Genomic DNA, 23,532 nt, shown 5'->3' with positions numbered 1-23,532 from the left:
TGTGCAGTCTGCACCGAAAGCAACAAATTTCGTTGACGCCGGAGGGAGGATCGGGTTTAATGCGCCCCGTTGCCCGGATAGCTCAGTCGGTAGAGCAGGGGATTGAAAATCCCCGTGTCCTTGGTTCGATTCCGAGTCCGGGCACCAAATTTCATATTAACGGACCTCCACGGAGGTCCGTTTTTGCATTCTGAGCCCGCCAGAATCATTACTTCTGCATTCCCTTAACGACACCCCAACCACTGCGTCAGCAGCGCATGCAGTTTAGCTGGCTCCAGAGGCTTGCGGAGTACCAGGTACCCCTCCTGCTCCGCCTCCAGCAGAACCGGTGAATTAAATTCGCCGCTAACTATCGCGCCGCTCATATCCGGCAGACGTTCAAAAAGCGCTTTCAGGATATCGAAGCCGCTTTCGCCGGATCGCAGGCGCTGGTCGCACAGCACGGCGAACGGCGTAAAGCCGTCGTCGATTATGGCAAACGCTTCTTCAGCGGAGGCCGCACAGCGTACGTCGATTCCCCAGACGCTCATCAGGCTCTCCCAGGCAGACGTCACCAGCGGGTCGTCATCGACGACCAGGCAGGAACCGTGCAGCGGCGCATAGCGTACCGGCGTGGCGGTGTTATCAGCGGCGGGCGGGGTATCCAGCACGCTATCTTCGCCAGCATATTGGGTAAAGCGCATCCAGAAGCGTGAGCCTTTCCCTTCAATGGATTGCATCCCGTATTTCACCTTCATCAGCTTGGCACAACGGGCAACGACGGCCAGTCCCAGCCCGTGTCCGGCGCTGTCGATCTTCCATGCCAGCTCGGGGCGGTAGTAAGGTGAGAAGATTTTGCCCTTCTCTTCATCGGCGATACCGACTCCCGTGTCCCACACCTCCACCATACACTCGTCACCGCGCGGTCGGATGGCGACCAGCACCCCGCCCTGGAGCGTGTAGCGAAGGGCGTTTTGAATCAGGTTGATCAGGGACTGTCGCACCAGTAGCGGATCGCCCATCACGTAGATATGGCGTTTAGGCCGCCGGATGCACAGCCTAAGCGCGCGGCTGTTGGCCTCTTCACGAAACAGCGTGATGACCGAGTCGAGCAGAGCACCGATATCCACTTTGGTCGGGGCAGAGAGGACATTCCCGGATTCTATTTTGCTGAGATCGAGCAGAGAGTTGAGCATTAAATGTACCGAGCGAACGCTCTGCTGAAGGTCAAGAAGCTGTGGCGTCAGGCTGCCGTCCCGGTTTCGATGGAGGATGGCTTCGATCAGAAAGCCCATAGCATGCACAGGCTGGCGCAAATCGTGGCTGGCGGTGGTCAGAAACTGATTTTTATCCAGCAGTGCCTGCTCCGCGTCCTCTTTGGCCTGACGAAACTGTTCCGCCAGCCGTGAGCTTTTTTCCTCCAGCAGCGCTTGCTGAATAAAGAACGCATGGGAAGTTAACGCATGGCGGTAAATTGCGAAGCCGTAAAGCAGATTCAGCATGAGCACGATGAACATCAACTCATCCAGCCGCCAGATAATACCGAGGTTCAGCACCCCCCAGGAGGCGAAGAAAAAACGCGTGAAGGTACTAATGACAGGCGTCAGATGTGTCGCATTGGCGGCGACGATGGCGGCGATGCTGATATTAAGTAACAGGAAAAAGTCAAAATTCTGCGTCTGTGGCGTAATTAAATAGAGTGAAGAAATTCCCAGCCCGTGAATAAAGGCAATATTATTAATACGCGGAAGCCAGCGTCGCAGGACGTCCCTCTCACCGTTTTCTTTCGCTTCACGCTGATAGCATCGGTGCAATAGTCGTATCGCCACGGCACATAGCAGATAAATAATTATCCAGATAATCGTTGGGCCGAGGTCGTCCCCAAGCATATAAATCCAGATGGCGAAAGGAATACCCACAAAGGGCACAGCACTAAAGCTAAATACCAGCCGAAGAAAGGTGTTGTTTAGCAAACGGATCTGCGCCGGAGCAGAGATACCATCATTTTGTAAGCTCTGGAAAAACCTCATTCCGACGGTTCCTGCTTGCCATGCAGAAGCGTGATGGCTTCAACCCGGCTGTTAACGCCTATCTTTTTCAATATATTGCTGATGTGTTCTTTAACCGTGGGCTCAGAAATTGAAAGCTGTGCGGCGATTCGTTTATTTGGCAGGCCGCGCATAATCATATTTAACACGTCTATTTGTCGCGGCGTTAAGTTAAATTTACTTAACTTCTCATTATTGGCCTTAACGGAAATTTCGTTTCCCTCAGGAAACCAGGTCTGATTATCAGTGAGTGCGAAAACGGCCCGCGAGAACATCTCAGGTGGCTCGCTTTTCAATACAAAACCGTGTCCCCCGGCGGCATTAACTTTGCGCCAGATATCATTATTGTCATCCCCGCTGACCACCAGGAGTCGTACCTGTGGGTAAAGTTGTTTTACTTCTTTGAGTAATTTCAGGGCCGTTCCGGAAGAGAGCCAAAAATCGATTACCAGCAAACGTGGCGGGCCATGATCTCTAATTTGTCGGTAGCAATCATCCTCATTCGTCACCACACACGCCTGTTTAAACTGGCAATGTGTAATCAGAAAATTGGCGATGCCGCTTGCTACCAATGGATGGTCATCAACGACTAACGCATAATTCTGTCCCAAAGGAGCCTCCTTTTACCTTCGCATATCTTAGAGTACAGATGAATTATTATCTACCCACCCTACTTTAGGAGGGTTTTTTCGATTAGGAAAGAGAAATATATTATTCGCTGATTTGGGTAAAAGAAAACATAAATACAATCAGTGAAATTAACTGGTTGGATATCAAGGATAATTTATGAAAAAACCACTAATCGTTTTAACCGTTACGTTGATGTTAGCCGGTTGTTCCACGTTGAAAACCGATCAGGCTATTCCACTCCTCCAGGCGGAGACCGCTAAAATGCTGGGATTGGGCTCATCGGATGAAATAACTGTGACCAACGTTAATGGTGCCCAGCCGGACGCACTGGGAGGACAAAAACTCTCTTATCGCGCCACGACGGAAAAAGGGCGTATTTTCGATTGCTCATCAATGATGATGCCGGGGATTTTAGGATCCGCACCGACACTCAGCGCGCCAACCTGTACACCTGTTGTCACACATAAATAATTAACGCCGCATCAAAAGGCGTACATAAATAACGCCTTTTACATTATCTGGCGTATCTGAGTTTTCATAAAAAACGATGTTCCTGACATCATGCTAATGAGTACGGAGATAGCCCGTGAATAACTCTACATCGCATTCTTTAGCGGTTAAGACACCGCTTTCCAGACTTTACCTCGCTCTATTTTCCGCGCCGCTGTTACTGTTTTTACCTGCCGATATCGCGCGTGCAGCCGATGCCTTTTTTGATGGCGACTCGCGTATTACCGAAACGCTGGGTTACACCGGTGATGTTTATGTTGGACGTAATCAACGCGGAAATCTGTTGATCGATAATGGCAAAATCACCGCCTATAACATCAATATCGGTCGGCTGTTCGACGGCAAAATTTATGAAAGCGTGGTCACGGTCCGTGGGCCAGACGCTGAGCTTAACGCGGTGAACGATCGGTACGTCCTGCGCGGCGACCTGAATCTTGGCCTCGGCACCCTGCGAGTCGAAGAGGGCGCGCTGGCGAGTGCAAAGGAGATTGTTGTCGGCACCACCCGCGGCTACGACAGCCACCTTATCGCCACGGGTGCTGGCTCTCGTGTGACCAGTAATTTTCTCAGCGTAGGCACCGATCTGGGCGCACGCTCCACGCTTGCGATTGAAGACGGCGCTGCGCTCAATACCGCTTACGATGCACGCATCGGCAACGGTACCGGACCGGGTGAAACCGACACGCTGAGCCCGAAAGCCACCGTCACAGGGAGCGGCTCACAGTGGAACGTTGGCCGTACGTTGACGCTTTATGGCGACCTGGACGTGCTGAACGGCGGAACGGTTAACGTTGGCGGCGTGCAGGTGGCAGGCGTCTCCGGGGCAGGGAAAACCGCCGAGCTGGTTATTGCGGGCGAGGACTCACGCTTTACCAGCGGCAGCAGCGTGAGCGTGGGCGATTACGGCAATGGCGTGCTGTCTGTGATTGACGGCGGTTCATTTTCCGCTGGCAGCAATGCGCTGATCGTGGGGACATCGGGTTCCGGCTCGAACCGGGGTGCGCTCATCATCGGCAGCCGCGGCAATATGGACACCGGCACGGGTTTAACTGAGCCAACGCTTGGCACGGCGGGCGGCGCAGGTACCCTCGATGCGAAGACGGCAATAAGCCTGCGTGGCGGACTGTTCGGCAGCTATGTCTACTTCAACCATACCGACGGAAATTACATCTTCAGCAACACGATGAGCGGTGAAGGTGATGTGATCAACACCTCCGGGCAGACGACGCTGAACGGCGATCTTTCCGCACTCAAGGCGAACGTCACCGCGCGGGGCGGTAAAGTCATTATTGCCAGCAATATTAATACCCAACCAGAAGACGATATTTTTGACGTCCAGACGCTTAGCGCGGAGAACGGCGGCACGCTGATCCTCAATGCGACGGCGGGTTCAGACGTCAGCAACGGGGTGGGTTACAGCAGCGCCGCGTCAATCAAGTCCGGCGGCACGCTGGGCGGCAACGGGACGCTGGGCCAGACCGAGATCCTGTCCGGCGGACATATCTCGCCCGGCGACGGCACTATCGGTACGTTGACGCTGAAACGCTATCTGAACTTTATCGGCGAATCCTTCTATGACGTCGATATCGCAGGAGATGGCCGCAGCGACCAGCTACTGGTATCGGGCAAAACCACCATCAGCAATCAGGCTAAGGTACAGGTCACCGCGCTGGATCCGCAAACCAGCTATAAAACGGGCCAAAGATACCGCATTTTGACCTCCGACGGGGGAATTGACGGTGAGTTCGCCGGCGCGATCTCCAAATCCGCCTTCCTCGACGTAGCGCTTAAGCAAAGCACCAACGCCGTCGATCTGACCATCGCGCAGAAAGAGACCGGTGGCGAGAATCCTGGAGGAGAAAATCCCGGAGGCGAAAACCCTGGCGGTGAGAATCCTGGTGGTGAAAACCCCGGAGGCGAAAACCCTGGCGGTGAGAATCCTGGTGGAGAAAACCCCGGAGGCGAAAATCCTGGCGGTGAGAATCCTGGTGGTGAAAACCCCGGAGGTGAAAACCCGGGCAGCGGCAAGCCGGGCATTTTCCAGACCGTGGCCCAAAGCAGCAACCAGTGGAATACCGCTGGCGCGCTCTCCACGCTGACGCAAAGCGGCCCGTCTCTGGCGCTGTATAACTCGCTGCTTCTGCTGAGCGCACCGGAAGCGCGCGAGGCGTTCAACCAGCTTTCTGGTGAAGTTTATCCGTCAATGCAATCCAACCTGATCGCTGGCAGCACGCAGGTGTTTAACGTGTTAAACCAGCGCATGCAGCGCGCGTTTGATAACGACAGCCTGCCGATACCACCGTTAGCCATGTCGCTGGTGCAGCAGCCGGAGCCGCAAAACAATGGCGTCTGGGGCCAGACCTTCAGCTCCTGGAGCCGAAACAGCGGCGACGGTAACGTGGGCAAGCTGGACGGCAACACCACCGGCTTCCTGCTGGGGGCAGATCGCAAGCTGGCGGACCATAACGTGCGGGTCGGCGGCTACTTCGGCTACAGCCGGGGTGATTACGACGTCGACAGCCGTCGATCCTCAACGGATACCGACAACTATCACCTTGGCCTGTATGCGGCGGGTCAACATGATGCGTTCTCCCTTCGCGGCGCGCTGGGTTATACCTGGCACAAGATCGAAGGCGAGCGCAATGTTGATTTCAGCGGTTTCTCGGATCGGCTGAAGTCAGATTACGACGCCAACTCCCTGCTGGCGTTCACCGAAGCGGGCTACCGTTTCGGCCAGCCAGACAGGAATATTGAGCCGTTCGTCAATTTATCGTACATCCGGCTACATACCGACAGCTTCAGGGAAGACGGCGGTGCCGCTGCGCTGAGCGTCCGTAACGAAACGATGAACACCTTCTACACGACACTCGGGTTGCGCGGTGTGACCGAGCTGCCGAAGCACGTTAACCTCTACGGTTCATTGGGCTGGCAGCACGCCTATGGCGATAAGAATACCTCTTCGCGCATGGCGTTTGCGGGCAGCGACGCGTTCATTACTCAGGGACAGGCCGTGGATGAGGATGTGATGGTCGGTGATATCGGCGTGAGCGTACAGCTGTCGCGTGCTGCGACGCTGGATGTGGGTTACCAGGGACAATATGGTGCGGATACCCGCGTCAACTCGGTTAACGCCAATCTGCGCTGGTCGTTCTGAATTATTTCCATTAAAAGAACCCGCCCTCGTGGCGGGTTTCTGCTTTTGGCTTCTGACGAGGCTAGGGATCGTTCCCAACCGCGTCCAGCAGTTTGTTTTTAAAGATAAACAAACACGCCTCGTTGAAGTTCCCTGCACCTAACCGCTCTGACAGCACCGTTCGCTTGCGATAGAGACTTTTAACCGACATATTCAGCTTATCTGCAATCTCTTCCATTGACCTCCCTGCCTTCAGCAACCGGATCATTATCGCTTCGTGTCGACTCAGCCGTAAGTTAAGCAGCCATTTGGTTGTCAGACGCCTGCCTTTCATATCGAGCACCAGATTGAATAACGACGCCATATCCGGAGCCGTAAGCGACGTGTTCATAAACAGCTTCATACTGAGAAGATCCTCCTCTCGAGGACGCATATCCAGCATAACGCAGCAGATCGTTTTTCTCGTTCTGGCCGGATGGCGTATCAGGTAATCATATAAACGGAGCGGCGTACGGCTATCAATCAGTACAGTATATTCATTTGCGTCGGTATCAAATATGTTTCTGTCTATCGAACTGAGGCAAATTATATCCGGGAAAAATAGCCGCATCCCCCTGACAAGGAAACAATCCTGAGTCACTAACACTATTGAAGTCGCCACTAACCATCCCTTTTAGATTAAAGCAAGCCCGCCTCTTAAGAAACAAGAACGCTTTCGTTTATAGCGTTTTACATTAACGGCAAATGTTTTCTGGCTTTGATCATCCCTCAATATGACATTGGTGAGCTAGACTTTTTGCAGACTATCACTCAATGCCTGGCGTTAATTATAAATAAAAAAGAATTTCAGAAAAGTCACTTCTCTGAACATTAAGAATTTTTGTCATGAAACTTCCCAAACATGCACCAGAAAGTACTTTAATTAACTCAGAAGAACTTCATTTTGAATATAACAAAACAGGAAGCAGAGAAAGAAAAATCATTTAATATCAATTAATTAAAAACTTCAACCCTGCACTAAATTATCTAAAAAACTTACTTCTCCCAGAATTATCTCAAAACCTTCCAGCCGCTTTTCAACTTATTTATCCCCCAACACATCGGGTGTACATTAAGCCCAATCAGACCACTGAGATGAGGGCTCATAATTACCTTTAAGTAAGTACCCCATAACGTAGCATCATTCAGATTTAATGTTCTCCTTTATGCCCTTTAACGCAGAGTTAAAAGGCGGCCGTGTTATGCAATGGATTCACAATAAACAAATGGCAAATAGATATGGAAAGATCGCTTAGCTTCACTACGTTATTCTTTTATCGCACCACAATATTATTGTTCCTGCTTTTACTCTTTCCTGTTCTGGTTCAGGCTGATGAATCCGTTTATGAGCATCAGATACAACAGGCACGTAACGGTAATTACGCTCTGTTTCTTGATTACCTACAGCGCTATGAGCAACAACATGCTTTAACACCCGGACAGGTTGCGGACTGGTTACAGGTAGCCTCCTGGGCAGGACGCGATGACGAAGTTATCCGGGTCTGGCAGCGTTATGGTATTTATATGCCGCTTCCCGCTCGCGCCATCGCTGCCGTCGCCCAGTCCAGAAGAAACCAAAAAGCCTGGCCATCCGCCTTATCGCTGTGGAAAGAGGCGCTCAGCCTTGCGCCGGATAACGACGATTACCGCATCGGCTATGTGAAGACTCTGGCCGATGCCCGCAAAGATCGCCTCGCGCTTTCGGAAGCCCGGCAGCTGGTTAAAGACAATCCTTCTCCCGCGCACCTTGAGACGCTCTCCTATGTCTGGATGCGCCAGGGAAAAAACAGGGATCGGCTGCTGGCTGACATGCGCGCGCTGAGCGCCGCGCCAGGGAATGAGGCCCTTCTTCGCGAGACGATCGATGCGCTAACGGATAACCGGGTAAGCACGCCCGCACTCTGGCTGTCACAAAACGCGGCGCTCTCTCCTGCGGAGCGCCGCCGCCTTGAGCGTAACGCCGCGGCTGAACGGGTACGCCTGGCGGATGTGCCTGGCAGAACGGAGAAAGAGCGCCTGCGGCTGGCACAAAACGCATTAGATCGCTATCACGCCCTGCTTTCCCGCTGGCAAAACGACCCGCAGGCGGCTGAAGACGTCATCCTTGCCCGTATCGATCGGCTTGGCGCCCTGTATGCGCAGGGTAATTACCAGCAGGTCATTAGCGAATATGAGTCGCTGACGGCCGCACAGCATCCGGTGCCGGACTGGGCCATCGGCTGGGTGATCTCTGCATATTTGCAGGAGAAAAACACCGTTGCCGCCTTCTCGCTTGTGCAACGCTATCCACACTACGCCTCCGATCCGCAGGATGAGGAGCATGCGCTTTTCTACGCCTGGCTGGATACGGGGCAATATCAGGCCGCCCGCCGCTACGTTGAGCGCGAGACCCGCAGCGTTCCCTGGACCCGCTACGATTTCGGGTCCCCCACCGCCCAGCCAAACGATCGGTGGCTTACCGGGCAGTCACTCAAATTTAACTATTTGCTGGCAACCAACGCCCTGCCGGAGGCCGAAAAGCTGTCGTATCGTCTGGCGTCAACGGCGCCGGGAAATCAGGGATTACAGATTGATTATGCCGCCCTGCTTCAGGCCAGAGGCCTGCCGCGTGCGGCCGAGCAAAAGCTTAAACGAGCAGAGACGCTCGAACCCACGAATCTGGAGCTTGAAAAACAGCAGGCTTACGTCGCAATGGACCTTCAGGAGTGGCGCCAGATGGATTCACTGGCTGATAACGTAATTGCTCGCGCCCCCGCCGATCGCAGCGCCCGTCGCCTGGACAGACTCAGAATGGTCCACCATATGTCTGAGCTGCGTCTGAAGGCGGGTAAAGGATTGCACTCAGATAACCCCGTCAGCGGTAGCCACGACATGAACTGGGACGCCACGCTCTATGGCCCGCCCGTGGCGGATAACTGGCGGCTGTTTGCCGGCACCCGCTATGCCCAGGGGAATTTCGACGAAGGTAAAGGCATCAGCCGCCACCTGTTGGGCGGCGTTGAGTGGCGCCCCCGTGACCTCACGCTCGAAGCCGAGCTCTCCGGCAACCGCTATCACAGCAAAAACAGGCCGGGCGCACGGCTCTCAACAACTTACAGCCTGAGTGATAACTGGCAGGTCAGTGGTAACCTCGAGCGCTTGTCACGCGCCACACCCTTACGGGCATTACGCAATGGGATTAGCGCCAACCGGGGTGAAGGTGGGGTGCGCTGGTATCAAAACGAGCGACGTGAATACCAGTTCAACGCCGCAATCAGCCGCTTCTCAGACCACAACCGCCGTCAGGAATACACCCTCTCTGGGAAAGAGCGTCTCTGGCAGACCCCGACCCTGACGCTGGAGCTCGAACCGGGGATCGCCGCCAGTAAAAACAGCCTGCGGAATACGCTCTATTACAACCCGGCACGGGATCTGTCCGTGGCGGCTGCCCTGTCCGTTGACCATGAGATGTACCGCCACAACGACACCCTCTGGAGCCAGCAGTTCGTGGCAGGCGGGGGCAGCTACTGGCAGAAAAATCAGTCACCTGGCGCCGTTACCCTGCTGGGTTACGGGCAACGCATCCAGTGGAACAACGTTGTCGATACTGGCGTGATGCTGAACTGGGATAAGCGCCCTTACGACGGCAAACGCGAGAGCAATCTCTCCGTCACGTTAGATGCGACTTTACGCTTTTAAGGATGAATATGCTGAACACACGTTTTTCTGTAAGCCTGATTGTCATCGGCTGGCTCTGCCTCAGCGCGAGCCTCTGCGCGCAGCCGCTCTCCTTTATGGCCCCTGAAGAGAGGCCGCAGCTGGAGGCCAGCAAACCCTGGCCGGAGAATCAGTTTTTGGTCCTGGCCTACCACGACGTCGAAGATGATGCCGCCGATCAGCGCTACCTCTCCGTTCGCACCAGCGCGTTAAACGAGCAGATAAGCTGGCTTTTGCACAACGGCTATCACGCCGTTAGCGTGCAGGACATTCTGGATGCGCATGAAGGAAAAAAAGCGCTGCCGCCGAAAGCCGTTTTGCTCAGCTTCGACGACGGTTATAGCAGTTTTTACACCCGGGTCTGGCCCCTGCTTCAGGCCTGGAACGTTCCTGCGCTGTGGGCACCGGTGGGCAGCTGGGTGGATACGCCGGCAAATCAAAAAGTTAACTTCGGCGGTCTGATGACGCCCCGCGATCGCTTTGCCACCTGGGATATGGTTCGCGAGCTCAGCCAGTCCCCGCTGATTGAGATTGGCTCGCATACCTGGGCCTCGCATTACGGCATTCCGGCCAACCCGCAGGGAAGCCGTGAACCCGCCATCGCTAACCGTTTTTTTGATAACGCGACGGGGCATTACGAAACCGATGAACACTTCAATCAGCGGATCGCCGCAGACGTACGGAAAGTCACCGATAAAATCACCCAGGTGACGGGAAAAGCGCCGCGTGCCTGGGTGTGGCCCTATGGGGCTGCTAACGGTACATCGCTCGCTATCGCCCAGAAACAGGGCTATCAGCTGGCCTTCACCCTGGAGGACGGGCTGGCAAACGTGCGCGACCTCGGCAACATCCCGCGCCTGCTGATTGCCGGAAATCCGTCGATAAAAACCTTTGCCAACACGGTTAGCCGCGTTCAGGAGTTTGAACCGGTGCGCGTCATGCATGTTGATCTCGATTACGTCTACGATCCCGATCCGGCCCAGCAGACGAAAAACATCAACAAACTCGTCCAGCGGGTCTACGACATGAAAATCAGCCATGTGTTTCTCCAGGCGTTTTCGGATCCGCGGGGCGACGGCAGGATCAGCGCGCTCTATTTCCCCAACCGTCGTCTTCCGGTCCGGGCCGATCTCTTTAATTTTGTCGCCTGGCAGCTACAAACCCGCGCGGGAGTGAAAGTCTTCGCGTGGATGCCGGTTCTCTCTTTCGATCTCAGTCCAGCCTTGCCGCGCGTGCAGCGCCGTGAGCGTCAAACGGGAGAGTTGACCGTGGCCGCCGAGCCCTATATCCGGCTCTCCCCCTGGAGTCCGCAGGTTCGCCAGCAGGTGACGGAGATCTATGAAGATCTGGCCCGCTATGCCAGCTTCAACGGGATCTTGTTCCATGACGACGCAGTGCTGACGGACGTTGACGATGCAGGACAGGATACGACCCGGCAGAAGAGCCAGCGGCTTATCGGCTTTACCCGCACCCTGAGCCAGGCGGTGAAAAACATCCGTGGCCCGCAGATCAAAACCGCGCGGAACATGTTCGCGTTACCCATTCTTGAGCCGGAAAGCGAGGCATGGTTTGCGCAAAATCTGGATGATTTTCTGGCGGCCTACGACTGGACGGTGCCGATGGCAATGCCGCTGATGGAGTCCGTCCCGGCAGAAGAGAGCAATGCCTGGCTGACGCGTTTAGTCAAAGCCGTCGCCGCACGCCCCGGCGCGCTGAATAAAACGATTTTTGAGCTACAGGCCAGGGACTGGGCGCAGAAACCGCAGCGTGCCGTAGCCGATGAACGTCTGGTGGAGTGGATGCGGGTGCTCCAGCTGAACGGCATCAAAAATTACGGTTATTACCCCGACGACTTCCTCAACAACCAACCTGATATTTCGCGTATCAGGCCTGAATTTTCTTCGTACTGGTACCCTGACAATGACTGATCGCATTATCGCCTTCTCTATTTTGTGTCTGGTATTCGGGTTGCCGTTAGGCGTAGCCGCGCTGTTTACTGGCGAACTGATTCTGGACTTTGTCTTTTTCTGGCCGCTGTTTATGTCCGTGCTCTGGGTAACCGGCGGCCTCTATTTCTGGTTTCAGCTTGAACGGCACTGGTCGTGGGATAACGCAACACCCGCCCCCGCCTTAGCCGGTGAGCCGTTAATCTCGATTCTTATTCCCTGCTTCAATGAGGAACGCAACGCACGGGAGACCATTAGCGCCGCGCTGGATCAGCGGTACTGGAATGTAGAAGTTATCGCCATCAACGACGGTTCTTCTGATAACACGGCGGAGGTACTGCAACAGCTGGCGCGGGAGCAGCCGCGCCTGCGGGTGATTAATCTCGCGGAGAACCAGGGGAAAGCCGTGGCGCTCAAGGCCGGCGCTGCGGCGGCCCGGGGCGATCTGTTGGTCTGCATTGACGGCGACGCCCTGCTCGACCGCGACACCGCGGCGTATCTGGTGGCACCGCTGATTCAGTATCCCCACGTTGGGGCCGTCACCGGAAATCCGCGTATTCGCACGCGCTCAACGCTGATTGGTCGTATTCAGGTGGGCGAGTTTTCTTCCATTATTGGCCTCATCAAGCGAACGCAGCGGATCTATGGCCGGGTCTTTACCGTCTCCGGCGTCATCGCCGCCTTTCGCCGACAGGCGCTGGCGGATGTCGGGTACTGGAGTCCGGATATGATCACAGAGGATATCGACATAAGCTGGAAGCTTCAGCTTCGCCACTGGGATATCTTTTTCGAGCCGCGGGCACTGTGCTGGATCCTGATGCCGGAGACGCTAAAGGGACTGTGGAAACAGCGTCTGCGCTGGGCGCAGGGGGGTGCAGAGGTGTTTCTGGTTAACCTGCGCAAGATGGCCCGCTGGGAGCATCATCGCATGTGGCCCCTGTTTCTCGAGTACGCCCTATCAACGCTGTGGGCATTTGCCTATGGGGCGACCGTGGTGTTGTTCATTCTCAGCCATATTATCCCTCTTCCCGCGAACCTGGCCGTTGCGAGCCTGTTTCCCCCGGCGTTTACCGGGCTGCTGCTGGGCGTAATGTGCCTGCTGCAATTCCTCGTCAGTTTGTATATCGAGCGGCGCTACGAGCGGAATGTGGCAGGCTCGCTGTTCTGGGTAATCTGGTTCCCGATGGTGTACTGGATGATTGGCCTGTTTACCACCCTCGTGGCATTTCCGAAAGTCATGCTTAAACGTAAACGCGCCCGCGCGCGCTGGATCAGTCCGGACCGGGGTAAAGGGAGCATTCAATGAACGAGAGTACGTTAATTTTGACTGAACATCGGCTGGCACCGCGTCTTTTCGATGCTGCATTAACGCTGATAGCCTGGGGAGGATTCCTGTTTTTCCTGTACGCCAGGCTGTGGATGCAGTTAACCGAGGAGGGCGATCACCGCTGGAACGTAATTATCGCCTCGTTTAATACAGTGCTGGTTTATCTGCTGATTGCCGCGTTCAACGGCTGGCTGCTGATCCTGTGGTATCAGTACAATCGCCGCCGCGCGCATGTGAGGCGGCGTCATCCGGAAATGTTGCGCCATGACGAGCTTGCCCAAAGTTTTAACGTCACGCCGCAAATTATGTCCGAGATGAGCCAGTACAACCTGCTGACGGTTTACCATGACCAGATTGGCCGGATCATTGATTTGAAGATCAGCGAGCAGCAGGACGAGAAAGAAGAGTAAGAAAAAGCCCCCGCAGGTTATCCGGCGGGGGCTTTTTTTTCGCGGGTATGAATTAGTTATCCTTCACCACAATCAGCGGTTCAATATCGCTCTCTTTCTTCACCACCAGCGAGTTATCCCCACGCAGACAGGTTCCGCCATAGTTCCCGCCCACGGTAAAGGTGCAGACCTGAATGTATCTGCCGTCAACCTTCGGCAGGCACCATAGCTGCTGGTAGATATTCTTGCGGTCAACAAACTTGCCGCTGGACTGGTCCAGCAGTTCGTCCTGGGCGCCGATCAGATCGATATTGCTCCCGCAGCGTCCGGCGATCGGTTTAACGGCATAACCGGTCCGTTTGAGCAGATCGTTGACCTCAAAATCGGTATCCAGCAGGTAACGGTGGTTCGGGAAGAGCTGCCACAGCACCGGCAGGATCGCCTTGTTACCTGGGATCACCGTCCACAGCGGTTCAAAGACCAGCACTTCCGGACGCAGCAGGACATCAATCAGGCGCACTTCACCTTGCGGGTGACCGGTGCGGATAGGCACGGCGGCGTACTCGGTTTCGCTCACCTCGCGGATCTGCTCAATCGCCGTTTCCCATGCCCAGGTTTTCCATACGCAGTTAACGTGACGGCCTTCATCATCAATCAGTTGCCCGGCGGCATCCCAGCTCAGCGCGCCCAGTCCATGCAGGATTTTGGTTTCAAACCCGGCCTGGATCAGCGAGCGCTGAATAAAGAGCGCGTGGTAATCCTCTTCAATATCGTTGTCCTGCATGATATGGACGAACGGCCGCGCGTGGCTGTGCTTCCATGCGCCGGTCAGCTCCTCCAGCAAGCCTTCCGCCGGATTGTGGCCGGTGCCGCGATAGCCGTTTTTCACCCACTCTTCAAGAATCAGCCCGCCCTCGGTATGGCAGGAGGCGGAATCCGCGTTGTACTCGTAAACCTTAATGCCGCGCTCATCCATGCAGAAATCCATACGACCGGTGATCATATGGTGACGACGCCACTGCCAGGAGAGGCGCAGACGCGGCCAGAGGATTTTTGGGATGTCGAAAAGCGCGAGTAAGCTGTCGTCTTTCAGCACCTTGTCGGTGGCATGAAGGTACATCAGGTGCAGTTCGTTGGTGGCTTTGATCAGCTCCTGCTCGGCGCTTTCGGTAATGGTGAAGTACTGGCAGGGATCGTTGTTGATAACGTGGCCGTTGGCGCGAACGTACGCCTGTTGCAGGGCGTCGTTTTCATTGAGCCATTTCCCGTCGAACTGGCGGTTGTTCTTCAACCGCGCGCCGCTGATTTTCAGCAGTTCACCGTCGATCTCCGGCTGAGGAATACTGTGTTCCGTCTCCTCCGTCTGGATCATCCAGCCGAGGATCTCGGTATCGTTGAACGTGTCATGAAGCGTATAGCAACCGTCCTCCACGCTCAGACGCAGCTCGCGCGTCCACTGCTGCCCCATCGGCAGCGGGGAGTGAATAACGTTCTGCTCGGCAATGCGTACTCTGTCATCCAGCAGTTGGGTAATGACGGCGACGTGGCCGGTCTCATGAAACTCACCGCCCTTTTGCCAGATGAGCAGCGCACCGGCCTGCGGCGCACGTTTTGAGCCATTGGCAAAGGCCTGTAGCGGCAGAATATTGTCGTTTACCACCTGGCGCAAAAAACGCAGGGAGAAGATCTCCCACGCCATCCCGACGTCGGTAAAGACAAACCCGTGATTGAGAAACAGGAAACGGCGCGCAAACTCAACGCACTGCCATTTATGGCCCATGTACTCGTTGCCGATATAGCTGCGGAATTCCGCATCTTCCGGGTAGTGACGCGGATCGAGACTGCCGTAATTTGAAGAGTAAATCGCCACGCCACCCGGCGCATAACCTAATAACGTCCCGAAGGGGGCGTCACTGCTTAACGTTCCTTTACGCATGTGTCCAACCTAAAACAGGCAGGCGGCAATTTTTTTGTGGGGTTGTCGTCGTCTGCACGTTGTAATTAACTGACAGAGGTGGCGTTATCATACACCCGCCCTGCCCATTACGCTCGCATCGTTAAACGGTTCCTGCATCTCCTGCTACACTGCCTCAACACAACACCAAAGAGGCAGGCCAACATGTCAGATAACACCTATCAGCCACCGAAAGTGTGGGAATGGAAACAGAATAACGGCGGCGCGTTCGCCAATATCAACCGTCCCGTCTCGGGCGCGACGCACGAGAAAGAGCTACCTGTGGGCGCGCACCCGCTCCAGCTGTACTCACTCGGTACGCCGAATGGACAGAAAGTTACCATCATGCTGGAAGAGCTGCTGGCGCTGGGCGTGACGGGCGCGGAATACGACGCATGGTTGATCCGCATTGGCGAGGGCGATCAGTTCTCCAGCGGTTTTGTCGACGTGAACCCGAACTCGAAGATCCCGGCCCTGCGTGACCACTCCACCACCCCGCCGACGCGCGTCTTTGAATCCGGCAATATCCTGCTCTATCTGGCCGAGAAATTTGGTCACTTCCTGCCAAAAGATCCGGCAGGACGAACGGAAACCCTGAACTGGCTGTTCTGGTTACAGGGCGCGGCCCCGTTCCTCGGCGGCGGTTTTGGCCACTTCTATAACTACGCGCCAGTGAAGATTGAGTACGCTATCGATCGCTTCACCATGGAAGCTAAACGCCTGTTCGACGTGCTGGACAAACAGCTGGCGCGCGGTCGTTACGTAGCGGGTGAGGAATATACCATTGCGGATATGGCGGTCTGGCCATGGTTTGGCTGCGTGGCGCTGGGCAGCGTCTATAACGCCGCCGAGTTCCTGGATGCCGGGAAGTACACCAACGTGCAGCGCTGGGCAAAAGATGTGGCGAATCGTCCGGCCGTGAAACGCGGGCGCATTGTTAACCGTACCAACGGCGAGCTGAACGAGCAGTTGCATGAGCGTCATTCAGCAAGCGACTTCGATACCCAGACGGAAGATAAACGTCAGGGTTGATCCTTGACCGGGCGGTTCGCCGCCCTTCTTCCGCGATGAGAAAAATGCGTCAGCACGCGTGCGCAAGGAGCCTCGTATGTCAGACCAGACGCTAAAAGCGACCCGACAGCAGAGCCTTATCACCCTGCTGAGTCAAAGCGACTGGCTGACTACCGAGGTGCTGGCTGAAAAGCTCTCCGTCAGCAAAGAGACGATCCGCCGGGATCTGAAGTCGTTGCAGCAGCAGGGGAAGCTTCTGCGCCAGCACGGGCGCGCGCGTCTGATTCACCCGGACAGCCGCGACAGCGGTGAACCCTTTGGCGCACGCCTGAAAAGCCATTATGCCGACAAAGCCGATATTGCCCGCCACGCGCTGGGCTGGATCAGCGAAGGGATGACCATCGCCCTCGACGCCAGCTCAACCTGCTTTCATCTGGCGCGCCAGTTGCCGGACATCGACCTCACCGTATTTACCAACAGCCTGCCTGTCTGCCACGAGATGGCAAAGCGCGAGCGGATCACGCTTATCTGCTCCGGCGGAACGCTTGAGCGTAAGTATCGCTGCTATGTTAATCCGGCGCTGGTGACGCAGCTAAAAGGGCTGGAGATCGATCTGTTTATCTTCTCGTGTGAAGGGGTCGATGAGCATGGCGTTCTCTGGGATCCGTCCGAGCACAACGCGGGCTTTAAGGCGCTGCTGTTAAACCGCGCCAGCCAGTCGCTGCTACTGATCGACAAAAGTAAATTTATGCGGGCAAGCGAAGTGAAAATTGGTCAGCTGTCGCAGGTGACACAGATTATTCAGAGCGATAAACGTCAGGCCGCCAGAGACGGCCTGACACGATGAGGTTACGCGGTGAGACGGAATTTCTGCACTGAGCGCTGGAGTTCTTCGGTCTGCCGTTCCAGTGCGGCGGCGGCGGCGGAAACCTGCTCCACCAGCGAGGCGTTCTGCTGGGTCACGCCGTCCATCTGCGTGATGGCAACGCCCACCTGAGAAATTCCTTTGCTCTGCTCCTCTGACGCGGTGGCGATCTGCTTCATAATGACGGTCACTTCCGTCACGTCGCGCAGGATTGCTTCCATCGTGGTGCCGGTATCGTTCACCAGCTGCGCCCCCTGCTCCACGCGGGCAACGGAATCCGCAATCAGCCCTTCGATCTCTTTGGCCGCATTCGCGCTGCGGCTGGCCAGATTACGTACCTCACCCGCCACGACCGCAAAGCCTCGCCCCTGCTCCCCGGCCCGGGCGGCTTCCACCGCGGCGTTCAGCGCCAGAATATTAGTCTGGAAAGCGATGCTGTTGATAACGGTGGTGATTTCAGCGATTTTTTTCGAGCTGTCCGAAATGCCGCTCATGGTCGTAACCACATCTTCCACCAGCGACCCGCCGCGGCTGGCCGTGCTGGAGGCGACATCCGCAAGCTGGCTGGCCTGGCGCGCGCTTTCGGCATTCAGCTTCACCGTTGCGGTAAGCTGCTCCATGCTGGCCGCGGTCTCTTCCAGCGCGGCGGCCTGCTCTTCGGTACGCGAAGAAAGATCGTTATTCCCGCTGGAGATCTCCGTTGCCCCGCGCCAGATATTCTCGCTGCCGGAACGAATCGTGCTGACCGCCTCCCGCAGGCTGTCCTGCATTGCACTCAGCAGCGGTACCAGTTGCCCCACGCAGTTGCGGCCCAAAGATTCAATCGGCTGGCTGAGGTCGCCCTGCGCAATCTGGCGGAACTGCTGACGGATACGATCCAGCGGTTTTACCAGTATCGCCACCAGGTAGCGGTCGGTGAACAGCAGGATCAGCAGACCCACGATCGTGGCGGTGATAATTACCGTCCGGGTCATGCTGGTGAGGCCGTCGACCACCACGCGCGTGCTGTCGAGCGCCTTCGCCGCGGTATTGTTAAAGTTCTCAGCCGCTGACCCGAATGCACGGCTTAGCGGCGGCGTGACGTTGTTGGCATGCTGACGATAGCCTTCGAGCGTCGCCTGCTTCGCCTGCGCCATCTGCGGTGTAACGCCCTGATCGAGCAGCGCCTGCCAGGTGGAAATCACCTGCGCAGACACCTTTTCATCCATCGGGCCCGGGGAGATAGCTTTCATCTCTGCCAGCTTTTTACTCATGTTATCCAGCGCCTGCTGAGCAGGAGCCAGGTCCGGCGTGCCGCCCGCCGCTTTAACTTCCATTGCCCGGCTCAGGCGGGTGACGAAACGGAAATACTGATCGTTGCCCTGGCTCAGCACCGTCATTTGCCGGACCAGCAGGCGGTCAACGTCATTACCATCAGAAACACGAGACAGAGACCAGGTGCTGTAAAGCCCCACGCCTGCCCACATGACACAAAAGATCCCCAGTATCGTCAGCATGACGAAACGGATGGTGAAATTACGAAGCATCTTTATTGAGTATTCCTTGCCGTGAGGGTGAATTCGCCCAGAGGCGAGTACTCCCCTCGTTATCGGCAGATACTGTAGAAAATATACTTTTTTCGTTATCGAGTCGGCATAGAATGAAAACGTTGTTTCGAAAATTCACCGACAAGAAAGGAGACATCATGTCCTGGCACCCTTACACCGGCCGATACGAAAACATGCAGTACCGATACTGCGGCAAAAGCGGCCTGCGCTTACCGGCACTGTCGCTGGGCCTGTGGCACAGCTTCGGTCACGTTCAGCCGCTCGATTCCCAGCGCGCGCTGCTGCGTAAGGCCTTCGATCTCGGCATTACCCACTTTGATCTTGCCAACAACTACGGCCCCCCTCCGGGCAGCGCTGAAGAGAATTTTGGCCGTCTGCTGCGGGAGGATTTTGCCGGGTATCGTGACGAGCTGATCATCTCCACCAAAGCGGGCTACGACATGTGGCCAGGACCGTATGGTTCGGGCGGTTCACGTAAGTACCTGCTCGCCAGCCTCGACCAGAGCCTGAACCGCATGGGTGTGGAGTATGTGGATATTTTCTATTCTCACCGCGTAGACGAAAACACGCCGATGGAAGAGACCGCCGCTGCGCTGGCACACGCGGTGCAGAGCGGAAAAGCGCTGTATGTCGGCATTTCGTCTTACTCCACGGAACGCACGGCGGCGATGACCGAATTGCTGCGCGAGTGGAAGATCCCGCTTTTGATCCACCAGCCGTCTTACAACCTGCTTAACCGCTGGGTCGACAAGACCGGCCTGCTGGACGCGCTGGAGAAAAACGGAACGGGCTGTATCGCCTTTACCCCGCTGGCACAGGGCCTGCTCACCGGAAAATACCTGAACGGCATTCCGGACGGTTCACGTATGCAGCGCGAAGGGAAAAAAGTGCGCGGCCTGACGGAGAAAATGCTGACGGAAGCCAACCTGAGCAGCCTTCGTCTGCTGAACGAGATGGCGCACGCGCGCGGGCAGACGATGGCGCAGATGGCGCTAAGCTGGTTGTTGAAAGATGAGCGTGTAACGTCGGTACTGATTGGCGCGAGCCGCCCGGAGCAGCTGGAAGAGAACGTTCAGGCGCTGAATAACCTGCGCTTTAGCGAAGATGAACTGATGCGGATTGACCAGCACGTTGCGGATGGTGAGCTGAATTTGTGGCAGGCGTCGTCGGATAAATAGTGCGGCCTGCTGCCCTTACCACGCCCCCTCTCCCACAGGGAGAGGGGGCGTGGTGAATTTATTTCTTACTGATCTTATCCAGATACCCCATCACAAACGCCGACAGCACAAACGTCAGGTGGATAATCACATACCACATCAGCTTATTATCCGGGACGTTTTTCGCGTCCATAAAGACGCGTAACAGGTGAATAGACGAAATTGCAACAATCGACGCCGCGACTTTATTCTTCAGCGATGAGGCGTCCATTTTCCCCAGCCAGCTGAGCTTTTCTTTGTGCTCGGCGATATCAAGCTGAGAGACGAAATTCTCATAACCGGAGAACATCACCATCACCAGTAATCCTCCCACCAACGTCATATCTACCAGCGACAGTAGAACCAGAATCAAATCGGCTTCTGCCACGGAGAAAATGTTTGGCAGGACGTGGAATATCTCCTGAAAGAACTTAATCGTCAGGGCGACCAGCGCCAGGGAGAGACCAAAATAGACGGGTGCGAGCAGCCAGCGAGAGGCATACATTGCGTTTTCAAAGAAGCGTTCCATAAAATCCTGTCTGCAAACGAAACCAGCGCTGAGTATATCTCAACTATACCTCGTTGGGATCTACATCCGGACGCGCATACTCCGGCCAGACCAGCGCGACCAGTTCCGGGTAGGCTTCCAGGCTAAACTCGCGAAAACACTGGCGCAGATTTAATACATCTAAATCGGAGTACGACACCTTCTCGCCATTCAGACAGCGCTTTTTGATATTGTCGTAATATTTATAAACCGCCGAATTAAGGTCGCTACAGCGGCGCTGCGCGTCGAACAGGCCGGGCGTATCATTAATTTCGGCCATTTTCATTCGCTTAATTGTCGCATGGAGGAAATCGATATATTCGTGATTTACTCGCCAGTACCAGACCGGCGTCACGGCGTTCATCAATACGGAGAAATGATCTTCCCCCTCCTCTTTCGACATCAATTCAGGCTGCGGCGGTTCACTGACGTCTTTTGACACTTTCGTTTTATTGAACTCTTGCATCAATAAAAGCACGCCAGCGGTCAGTAATAGTAACGTTATGACCGTGAAGAAAATGCTGTTCATGGGTAGGCTCCATTTTTTTTGATTTTAAAATTGCCTCATGATATTGTCAACGAATCTCACCCTTTTTCCAACTCCACCTTTTTGAAATTAAAGGAAATTAAAATGCTGCCCGACAATCTTGTCCCGGCAAAGTACCACATTACGCCTGTGGAACAGCCTTCGACGGAAGCAGATAAAGAGGCGAATTTCACTCAAGGAAAAAGAAAACTCTCCGACTATGAAGCCGACATATTAATTGGTGTTTCACGCACCGGCAAATCCCGTAATATGGTGCTGGAAGAGCACGATCGCCATTTAAAAGAGCGTTTATTTCGCGCGATCAAGATTGAAGCCTTAGTTCATCTGCTGAATGATTTACAGGCCGAAGGGGAAATAGACGCCCAGACGCTAAGTCAAATAATGGTCGGGAAAACGCAGCAAATAAATGAAGCCGGCAATGAAATTTGGCTTAATTTAATTACGCGTGAAAAAAACAATCCCATCTTTTATAACCTGGGGGAAGATTAACGTGAATGATGATAGCGGTAATAACGTTTATTTGACTTTAGATGATAAAAAAAGCGATGAATTTATCTTAAAGCAGAATCTCGACGCCCTGAAAAAGATAAAAAATGACGAGATGACGCGAATTACGCAGGATTTGGTTTCGATTCCGGCCACGCTGGTACGCCTGAAATGGCAGAACCGTCGGGAGATTTACGCCTTGCAGGCCAAGGAGGAGATATACGGCGCGGTGATGAACGCCATTATTGAACAGCGTCCTGAGCTTAAAGAGAAGATCCTCGGGCGACTGGAGGCGAACTATCAGTACCTGCTGGCACGCGAGACAGCCACCCTGCGCCTGACCCGTAAACTCTCGGAAGGCAATTACCGTACATCAAACGTGACCTGTGTGGCGCTTGATGAAGAGGCGCCGACGGCGCCTTCAGAGTGAGACAACAATGATTGTTGCGGAATGCAGGCCGGGTAAGGCGACGCCGCCACCCGGCAGGCAAGGCTGCAAGAGCCTTCGTTTTACTTCGCGGCCGCTTTCTCTTCGCCGACCAGACCAATCTTCAGGTAGCCCGCATGATGCAGCGTGTCCATTACCTTCATCATGGTTTCATAATCGACGGTTTTATCCGCGCGGAAGAAGACGGTGGTGTCTTTCTTGCCGCCGGTGAGCTGGTCCAGCGCCGGAATAACCGAGGCATCCGTTACCGGATCGTTGCCCAGGAACATGGACTTATCGGCCTTCACGGACAGGTAGATAGGCTTTTCCGGACGCGGCTGCGGCTGGCTGGAGGACGCAGGCAGATTCACCTTCACGTCCACCGTCGCCAGCGGTGCGGCAACCATAAAGATAATCAGCAGAACCAGCATGACGTCGATAAACGGCGTCACGTTGATCTCATGCATTTCACCGTTATCGTCCAGATTTTCATTAAGACGCATTGCCATACAATCAACCTACGCGCAGTTTGGACGCCGCATGAACCGGTTTAACGGCGCTGGCGTTCAGGTCCAGATCGCGGCTTTGCAGCAGCAGAACCTGCGCGGCAACGTCACCCAGTGTGGCTTTGTAACTGCCAATCATGCGCGCGAAGATGTTATAGATAACAACCGCCGGGATAGCGGCAACCAGACCGATAGCCGTTGCCAGCAGCGCTTCTGCGATACCCGGCGCGACGACCGCAAGGTTAGTGGTCTGCGTCTGGGCGATACCGATAAAGCTGTTCATGATGCCCCAGACGGTACCGAACAGGCCGACGAACGGGGAGATAGCGCCGATAGTCGCCAGGTAGCCGTTACCGCGGCCCATATGACGACCCACGGCCGCAACGCGACGCTCCAGACGGAAGCCGGTACGCTCTTTAATGCCTTCGTTATCTTCACTGCCTGCGGAGAGTTCCAGCTCGTTCTGCGCTTCGTTCACTAACAGGGTAGTCAGGCTTTTCGCATGGAAGGATGAGGTGATATCAGAAGCCTGATCCAGAGAACGGGCTTCCGCCAGCTGCTTCTGCTCACGCTTGAGGCGGCGTTTTTGTGAAAGAAGTTCGGCGCTCTTGCTGAAGAAGATAGCCCAGGTGATCACGGACGCCAGAATCAGGCCGATCATCACAATCTTAACTACGATGTCAGCATGTTGATACATGCCCCAAACGGAGAGATCCGTCTGCATCAAATTATTACCCACTCTGTATCTC

Annotated in this window: 20 protein-coding genes and 1 tRNA gene; 12 read left to right on the top strand and 9 right to left on the bottom strand. The window is 55.1% G+C overall.

Translation table 11 applies throughout. The features are described 5' to 3' along the window. Nucleotides 1–71 precede the first annotated feature (71 nt). A tRNA-Phe gene (locus ACOTX4_RS01400) sits at nucleotides 72–147 on the top strand. A gap of 77 nt (nucleotides 148–224) precedes the next feature. Here ACOTX4_RS01400 and ACOTX4_RS01395 read toward each other — a convergent pair. Then, the gene (locus tag ACOTX4_RS01395) at nucleotides 225–2,009 is read right to left on the bottom strand and encodes a hybrid sensor histidine kinase/response regulator (protein WP_003862454.1); all 1,785 of its coding nucleotides are present in this window, start codon (nucleotides 2,007–2,009) and stop codon (nucleotides 225–227) included. Then, on the bottom strand, nucleotides 2,006–2,638 hold the full coding sequence (locus tag ACOTX4_RS01390; protein WP_003862456.1) for a response regulator transcription factor: 633 nt from the start codon (nucleotides 2,636–2,638) through the stop codon (nucleotides 2,006–2,008). Before ACOTX4_RS01390 ends, ACOTX4_RS01395 begins: the two co-directional genes overlap by 4 nt. 175 nt (nucleotides 2,639–2,813) lie before the next feature. Here ACOTX4_RS01390 and ACOTX4_RS01385 point away from each other — a divergent pair, with 175 nt between their 5' ends. Next, entirely contained in the window at nucleotides 2,814–3,128 is a 315-nt protein-coding gene (locus ACOTX4_RS01385; protein WP_003862457.1) for a lipoprotein, read from the top strand. Nucleotides 3,129–3,243: 115 nt separating this feature from the next. Then, nucleotides 3,244–6,321 carry an autotransporter outer membrane beta-barrel domain-containing protein gene (locus tag ACOTX4_RS01380; protein ID WP_421635345.1) on the top strand — a complete coding sequence of 1,026 codons (3,078 nt, stop codon included), beginning with the start codon at nucleotides 3,244–3,246 and terminating at the stop codon, nucleotides 6,319–6,321. Nucleotides 6,322–6,382: 61 nt separating this feature from the next. Here the strand turns inward: ACOTX4_RS01380 and ACOTX4_RS01375 are convergent, their stop codons facing one another. Further along, a complete protein-coding gene (locus ACOTX4_RS01375) occupies nucleotides 6,383–6,910 on the bottom strand; it encodes a helix-turn-helix transcriptional regulator (RefSeq protein ID WP_003862459.1) in 528 nt (175 codons plus the stop codon). A gap of 668 nt (nucleotides 6,911–7,578) precedes the next feature. On the opposite strand from ACOTX4_RS01375, the gene pgaA reads away from it, so the two are divergent. From pgaA to pgaD, 4 genes are read left to right on the top strand one after another with little or no spacing between them, the layout of a single operon-like run. Continuing rightward, on the top strand, nucleotides 7,579–10,017 hold the full coding sequence (gene pgaA, locus ACOTX4_RS01370; protein ID WP_045332878.1) for a poly-beta-1,6 N-acetyl-D-glucosamine export porin PgaA: 2,439 nt from the start codon (nucleotides 7,579–7,581) through the stop codon (nucleotides 10,015–10,017). A gap of 8 nt (nucleotides 10,018–10,025) precedes the next feature. After that, on the top strand, nucleotides 10,026–11,963 hold the full coding sequence (gene pgaB / locus ACOTX4_RS01365) for a poly-beta-1,6-N-acetyl-D-glucosamine N-deacetylase PgaB (RefSeq protein WP_045332879.1): 1,938 nt from the start codon (nucleotides 10,026–10,028) through the stop codon (nucleotides 11,961–11,963). Further along, nucleotides 11,956–13,287 carry a poly-beta-1,6-N-acetyl-D-glucosamine synthase gene (gene pgaC, locus ACOTX4_RS01360; protein ID WP_003862462.1) on the top strand — a complete coding sequence of 444 codons (1,332 nt, stop codon included), beginning with the start codon at nucleotides 11,956–11,958 and terminating at the stop codon, nucleotides 13,285–13,287. Before pgaB ends, pgaC begins: the two co-directional genes overlap by 8 nt. Continuing rightward, nucleotides 13,284–13,718, top strand: a complete 435-nt coding sequence (pgaD, locus tag ACOTX4_RS01355; protein ID WP_023323741.1) for a poly-beta-1,6-N-acetyl-D-glucosamine biosynthesis protein PgaD — start codon at nucleotides 13,284–13,286, stop codon at nucleotides 13,716–13,718. The genes pgaC and pgaD overlap by 4 nt, the downstream gene beginning before the upstream one ends. 52 nt (nucleotides 13,719–13,770) lie before the next feature. Here the strand turns inward: pgaD and gss are convergent, their stop codons facing one another. Then, nucleotides 13,771–15,633, bottom strand: a complete 1,863-nt coding sequence (gene gss / locus ACOTX4_RS01350; RefSeq protein ID WP_003862464.1) for a bifunctional glutathionylspermidine amidase/synthase — start codon at nucleotides 15,631–15,633, stop codon at nucleotides 13,771–13,773. Nucleotides 15,634–15,816: 183 nt separating this feature from the next. Between gss and yghU the strand changes: the two genes are divergently transcribed. Both yghU and fucR read left to right on the top strand, forming a co-directional pair. Then, nucleotides 15,817–16,683 carry a glutathione-dependent disulfide-bond oxidoreductase gene (gene yghU, locus ACOTX4_RS01345; RefSeq protein WP_003862465.1) on the top strand — a complete coding sequence of 289 codons (867 nt, stop codon included), beginning with the start codon at nucleotides 15,817–15,819 and terminating at the stop codon, nucleotides 16,681–16,683. Between the two features lie 76 nt (nucleotides 16,684–16,759). Further along, nucleotides 16,760–17,509, top strand: coding sequence for an L-fucose operon activator (fucR, locus tag ACOTX4_RS01340; protein ID WP_023314843.1), 750 nt, complete (start codon nucleotides 16,760–16,762; stop codon nucleotides 17,507–17,509). A 2-nt stretch (nucleotides 17,510–17,511) separates the two neighbouring features. Here the strand turns inward: fucR and ACOTX4_RS01335 are convergent, their stop codons facing one another. Beyond that, entirely contained in the window at nucleotides 17,512–19,059 is a 1,548-nt protein-coding gene (locus ACOTX4_RS01335) for a methyl-accepting chemotaxis protein (protein ID WP_045345602.1), read from the bottom strand. A gap of 152 nt (nucleotides 19,060–19,211) precedes the next feature. On the opposite strand from ACOTX4_RS01335, the gene ACOTX4_RS01330 reads away from it, so the two are divergent. Continuing rightward, a complete protein-coding gene (locus ACOTX4_RS01330) occupies nucleotides 19,212–20,252 on the top strand; it encodes an aldo/keto reductase (RefSeq protein ID WP_003862471.1) in 1,041 nt (346 codons plus the stop codon). Nucleotides 20,253–20,310: 58 nt separating this feature from the next. Here ACOTX4_RS01330 and ACOTX4_RS01325 read toward each other — a convergent pair whose 3' ends face one another. Then, nucleotides 20,311–20,799 carry a TIGR00645 family protein gene (locus ACOTX4_RS01325; protein ID WP_003862473.1) on the bottom strand — a complete coding sequence of 163 codons (489 nt, stop codon included), beginning with the start codon at nucleotides 20,797–20,799 and terminating at the stop codon, nucleotides 20,311–20,313. Between the two features lie 43 nt (nucleotides 20,800–20,842). Next, complete coding sequence (locus tag ACOTX4_RS01320; RefSeq protein ID WP_003862475.1) at nucleotides 20,843–21,346, bottom strand: ESA_00282 family adhesion-associated protein; 504 nt, start codon at nucleotides 21,344–21,346, stop codon at nucleotides 20,843–20,845. Between the two features lie 102 nt (nucleotides 21,347–21,448). Here ACOTX4_RS01320 and ACOTX4_RS01315 point away from each other — a divergent pair, with 102 nt between their 5' ends. Beyond that, nucleotides 21,449–21,853, top strand: a complete 405-nt coding sequence (locus ACOTX4_RS01315) for a hypothetical protein (protein ID WP_045332880.1) — start codon at nucleotides 21,449–21,451, stop codon at nucleotides 21,851–21,853. Between the two features lies 1 nt (nucleotide 21,854). Next, nucleotides 21,855–22,280 (top strand): hypothetical protein, encoded by a 426-nt coding sequence (locus ACOTX4_RS01310; protein ID WP_003862479.1) that lies wholly within the window; start codon nucleotides 21,855–21,857, stop codon nucleotides 22,278–22,280. 80 nt (nucleotides 22,281–22,360) lie between these two features. On the opposite strand, the gene exbD is transcribed toward ACOTX4_RS01310, so the two are convergent. Beyond that, nucleotides 22,361–22,786 (bottom strand): TonB system transport protein ExbD, encoded by a 426-nt coding sequence (gene exbD, locus ACOTX4_RS01305; protein WP_045332882.1) that lies wholly within the window; start codon nucleotides 22,784–22,786, stop codon nucleotides 22,361–22,363. A gap of 4 nt (nucleotides 22,787–22,790) precedes the next feature. Beyond that, complete coding sequence (gene exbB, locus ACOTX4_RS01300) at nucleotides 22,791–23,522, bottom strand: tol-pal system-associated acyl-CoA thioesterase (RefSeq protein WP_003862482.1); 732 nt, start codon at nucleotides 23,520–23,522, stop codon at nucleotides 22,791–22,793. Nucleotides 23,523–23,532: the final 10 nt, after the last annotated feature.

Source organism: Enterobacter cloacae complex sp. IR5459 (assembly GCF_049238005.1).
Classification (GTDB): Bacteria; Pseudomonadota; Gammaproteobacteria; order Enterobacterales; family Enterobacteriaceae; genus Enterobacter; species Enterobacter hormaechei_C.
Note: the sequence above shows the minus strand (reverse complement) of the source record. Positions and strands in the feature narration are given on the sequence as shown.